This window comes from uncultured Gimesia sp. (assembly GCF_937919775.1).
Lineage (GTDB): Bacteria > Planctomycetota > Planctomycetia > Planctomycetales > Planctomycetaceae > Gimesia.
Genome location: NZ_CALFPF010000231.1, coordinates 1 through 5,133, shown reverse-complemented (window position 1 = coordinate 5,133; position 5,133 = coordinate 1). Strand labels below are relative to the sequence as shown.

Sequence of the window (5,133 nt, the reverse complement as noted above, 5' to 3'; positions counted from 1 at the left end):
CTCTGCCTTGTTGATTCAAAATCGTGAGTTGACCCTACAAATACTAAACTGGGGACCCCCGAAATTCGGCTGCGTGTATATCCGGTATATCCGGCTCACACAACCCGGGTTATCAGGTTCCCACTTTGCAATCACGGGTTCTAATATACCCGCGTCTGAATCACTTGGCGGAGGTTTTTTTTATGGGTTTGTTCGACCAGCAGGAATCCAGCAATCTGGAAAAAGCCAAGCCGCTCGCTGCCCGCATGCGTCCCCGGTCGCTGGAAGAATTTGTCGGCCAGCAGCATTTTCTGGGTGAAGGCAAACTCCTGCGTCGCATTCTGGCGGCAGATCGCATCGGTTCGCTGATTTTCTACGGCTCCCCCGGCACCGGCAAGACGTCTCTCGCAGAACTTATCGCCTTGCAGTCTGATCGTCGTTTTGAAGCATTAAACGCCGCCTCTGCCGGAATCAAAGAGGTCCGCGCTGCGCTGGACCGGGCACGTGACGAACTGGCAACGGGCGGAAAACAGACGATTCTGTTCATCGATGAATTACATCATTTCAGTAAAGTCCAGCAGGATGTGCTGCTGCCCGATGTGGAATCGGGCGTTGTCTCGCTGATTGGTGCGACGACGTCGAATCCTTTTTTCTCGCTCGTTTCCGCACTGATCAGCCGCAGTCAGATCTTTGAATTTCAACCGTTAACGCCCGACGACATTCGACAGCTCATGCAGCGGGCACTCAGCGATGAAAAACGGGGGCTGGCGCGGCACAAGGTGACCGTTGAACCCGCAGCGCTGGATTTTCTGATTGAAGTCTGCGACGGCGATGCGCGGCGTTCTCTGAACGCGCTGGAAATCGGTGTGCTTTCGCTGTATGGAGAAGAACGTGTTTTCAATCTGGAAGTGGCACAGGAGTCGATCCAGAAAAAAGCGATTCAGTACGATCAGGACGGCGATAATCATTACGATTCCGCGAGTGCACTGATCAAGAGCATGCGCGGCAGTGACCCGGATGCGGCGTTGTACTGGCTGGCGCGGATGATTGAAGCGGGAGAAGATCCGCGGTTTCTGGCCCGCCGGATTGTGATCGCAGCGTCCGAAGACGTGGGCAACGCCGACCCGAATGCACTGATTCTGGCGATGTCCGTGTTCAATGCGATCGAAAAAATCGGCATGCCCGAAGGCCGAATTTTACTGTCGCAAGCCGTCACCTATATTGCAACCGCGCCCAAATCAAACGCTTCGTATGTCGCCATTGATGAAGCGCTGAATGATGTCAGAAATAAATCGCTGCTGCCGGTGCCCATTCACCTGAAGGACAGCCACTACTCCGGCGCCACACAACTGGGGCACGGCGAAGGTTATCAGTACGCCCATGCTGCGGAAGAGGGCTGGGTTGATCAGGATTATCTGGGGGTCGAAAAAGAATACTATCGGCCGGTAGAACGCGGCTTTGAAGCGACGATTCGCAAACGGCTCGAAGTTTTTAAGTCGAGACGAAAAAAAACAGGAACGGATGATAACAACCGTTCCTGAGCTCCCCCTCTGGTGCATCGCGCCAGTCGTATTAACAAAGCGGCTGCTGTTTCAAACCGACGATGGTGATTGCCTTGGCGACTTCCCGTTCCTGCAATAAGCCTTCCAGGTTCGGCATGAAATCAACCGACATGTACCATTGCATCAAAACATCGAACATGGGTTCAATCGCTTCTTCTTCAATCCCAAACTCTGCCTTCATCGGCAAAGCTTCTTCGGGCGGCATATCCTGAAACTGACTGATCAGTAAAAAGTCACCTTCGTTGGATAGATTCAAGTGCAGGTTGCGGACTTCCGATGAAAGAAAATGATCAACGGCAATGTGCACGTCCAATGGTCCCCCTTCGAGGTAACGACGTGCTTCATCCGGTTGTTCATCGATAATGCGGGCAGCCGTTTCACAGACGGCGTAGACCACGCTCTCATCAACGAGATCGCCTTCGACGTGCTCACTGGCCAGATGCTTGGCCCAGGTTACGGATAACAGGTCTAATTGAACGTGCGGTGGCACATTACGCAAAAATGGAACTTCAGTCAGGTAACCAAATGATTCAAAAGGATCATCTCCTACCTGCTTTGCCAGAGCGATTCGCTCCAGAGTGTCCATGAAAGCGATCCTGAAAGCGATGTAGCTCAGAAATGTCTGCGGCAGGACGTCTTTTGAAATTGTAAGCATGGTTTTAATCGCTTGGCAAAAGTTGTAAATCTCGGATGCTTCATGCAGTGCTTTAAAATGGTTTCAGCCACCGTCATGAAATCAGTTACACTTGGTAAGTGACGGGTATTACTTTGCCAGAGAGGTATCCCAAACACAATAAAAAAGTTTTAAAAAAAATTCGAAAATCGGGGGATTGATTAAAGTGCATGACTCTCTGGCAACACTGTAAAACAGGGCCTAAATTACTCACCAGACTATATTTCGCGCAAAGCTCGTAATCGTCAGTCTGGCGCTGATTCCTACAATCGTTACATTTCGTCAGAAAATGCGAGTGTTGTATTCATTAGCGCAATTTTGAAAGCACTTCAGGCGCGCATCCAGGGAAAATCACGAGCCGCGCGACCGCGGGTTGCGTGAAAAACGGGAGCGGATGCGGCAGGAATTCACGTCCTCATCCTGCCGCTCAGCAGTATGCGGCCCATGAAATAACTCAGTGATTTTTCGCAGCTGCCGGTATCAACCTTGATCGAGCGAGTTGCTCTGTATCGATATTGAAACCTGGGCGTTTTTTTGCAACCAGTTCCGGAGATCGCAGACATAAAAAAAATGGGACTGCAGCCGGCGTTATCGCTCACTGCAGTCCCCATGTCAGGCGTCAGGTGTCAGAACTACTTATACCCGGCTGAGATGATCTGATTCCAGCTTACCTTTCTTTGACGCGGATCCATTCTCGATTTCCTCTATGCGGAGGATCGCATCGTTGAAGGTCGCCAGGCAGTTCTCTTCAGTTACTTTTTCAATAATTTTCAATCGGGTCAGAGTGCGCTCGACCTGTGGTCTTAAACCGGTGAAGAACACAATGGCTCCCTGGTGATGCGCTTTATCGATAATATCATCCAGTAAATAAGCGCCCGACATATCGACCATCGGAACGCGGGCCATACGGATAATCAGATACTTGTAGTCAACTAACGCAGAAGAAGCCCGATAGATTGTGTCCGACACACCAAAAAACAGTGGTCCTTCCAGTCGTAATTTGAGCACTTTTTCCTTGAGCTCTTCAGGAATGGAAACATCCGGAGGTAAGGGACGAGTCATTTTATTTAAACTGATCACATTCTGCTCGTAAGTCTGCCCCAGTTCCTGCACGATGCGGACAAAGGCAATCGTAATTCCGACCCCCATCGCCACCAGTAAGTCAACAGATATCGTCAGGATCAGAACCGACCAGAAACAGATGGAATCCGTTAAAGGCATGCGGTGCAAAACGGGTAATACACGGTAATCGATGATATCCAGACCCACTTTGAGCAGAATCCCAGCCAGACACGCCATGGGAATGTAGGTGGCATAAGGAGCCAGTCCCAGCATTAACGCCAGGAGTACCACACCATGAGTAATTGATGCGAGGCCGGTTTTACCGCCACACTTGATATTGGCAACGGTCCGCATGGTGGCAGTGGCTGTCGTCACGCCCCCCACGATCCCGCAGCCCATATTGGCAATTCCCTGCCCGAAGATTTCGCGGTCACTGTTATGTCGCTCACCGGTCATGTTATCCGCCACCAGACAGGTCAACAGCGAGTCGAAAATACAAAGCCCGGCTAATGCAAAGGCACCACCAATCATATCACCAAAGCGGGTAAAATCAGGCCAGTATAAATGAGGCATGCCGACTGGCATGGAGCCGAGATATTCAATGTCACCGAAATGAAAGAGGTGCGCGATCGAGGTTCCAACAATCAGCCCCAGCAGAGGTGCCGGCAGCCATTGTTTCTTTGTGATGCGAGGCCAGAGCAAAATGGTAAAAAATGTCGCCAGAGAGATAATCAGGGCATGCGGTTTTTCATGCATGACGTCATAGGGAATCTGTTTAATGGCTGCAATCACCGAGTTCGGCGTGGCAAAACCCAGCATGGGGGGAATTTCGAGCAGAATAATAATCACGCCGATCCCGCACATGAAACCGGACACCACCGAATAAGGTGTGTAATAGATAAAACGTCCGATTTTCATTAACGCCAGAATGATACAGATTAAACCGCTCAGAAAAACCATCGACATGGCAAATACCACATCAGGTTGACCGGAGGCCAGTTTGGTGGCCGCGATAATCGCCGCCAACTGGACCACTTTCGGCCCGGTTGGACCACTGACGCCGGTATTAGAGCCTCCAAACAGCCCCACCAGAATACCACCACAAATGGCGGCCCACATCCCTGCTTCCGGCCCTAAACCGGAAGCCACTCCGAAAGCCAATGCGAGTGGCATCGCGATCACTGCGACCGTGATTCCAGACAGAATATCTGTCGGAACATTGGTGTGCATGATTTTGATGTTATTCCAGGGATTAAACTCACTAAGATAACTTGGAAAATTAAACTTAGATTGATTCGGATCATTTTGTGACATGAAAGCCATCCATATATTTAATGAGCCTGAGAATAGCACTCAGGTGAGAAGTAAGAAGAAAATAGAAAAAACATTCTTCCGTAAACTGCGTACTCCATCAGGAACAAATTCAGCAGCGTTGATAAATGCCGACCTGACATTCATCAAAAACCGTGATTTGCGAGCGCAGCCAAAGAAATAGAAACGAATTCTAAAAGCGGGAAAAATGCCGGAGAGCGCCCGGGCATTAATCAGCAGACGGCAGGGGGGCCGCGGGAGACATGACTTTCATATCGATCCGATTCTTTCACGCTGAATTCAACGTGATGAAGCATGGAATTCGAAAGAGAAATCTCGATCGAGAATTCCACATCCTGGATCAGCGTCTCTTCTTCACTGAAATCTTCGCTTTGTTCTAACTCAAACTCAGAAAAAAGCCAGTCAGGATTGACACCCGGGGAGCCAACAAGGGACGGACCGCCAAATACAAAGACAATGTCCAATAAAAACACTGTACAAAAAACGAGCATCAGGGGGTGGCGGGTGGCTCGGAGCATACATAGA

At 50.1% G+C, this 5,133-nt stretch carries 4 protein-coding genes; 1 reads left to right on the top strand and 3 read right to left on the bottom strand.

The window, feature by feature from the left end; genetic code table 11:
* The first annotated feature begins 182 nt into the window (after positions 1-182).
* Positions 183-1,520, top strand: a complete 1,338-nt coding sequence (locus tag Q0294_RS06065; RefSeq protein ID WP_299461944.1) for a replication-associated recombination protein A — start codon at positions 183-185, stop codon at positions 1,518-1,520.
* A gap of 31 nt (positions 1,521-1,551) precedes the next feature.
* On the opposite strand, the gene Q0294_RS06060 is transcribed toward Q0294_RS06065, so the two are convergent.
* The 3 genes from Q0294_RS06060 to Q0294_RS06050 all read right to left on the bottom strand — a co-directional run.
* Positions 1,552-2,127, bottom strand: coding sequence for a hypothetical protein (locus tag Q0294_RS06060; protein ID WP_299461942.1), 576 nt, complete (start codon positions 2,125-2,127; stop codon positions 1,552-1,554).
* Positions 2,128-2,850: 723 nt separating this feature from the next.
* Entirely contained in the window at positions 2,851-4,590 is a 1,740-nt protein-coding gene (locus Q0294_RS06055) for a SulP family inorganic anion transporter (RefSeq protein WP_299461940.1), read from the bottom strand.
* Between the two features lie 230 nt (positions 4,591-4,820).
* On the bottom strand, positions 4,821-5,133 hold a 313-nt coding region (locus tag Q0294_RS06050; protein WP_299461938.1), incomplete at its 5' end, for a hypothetical protein.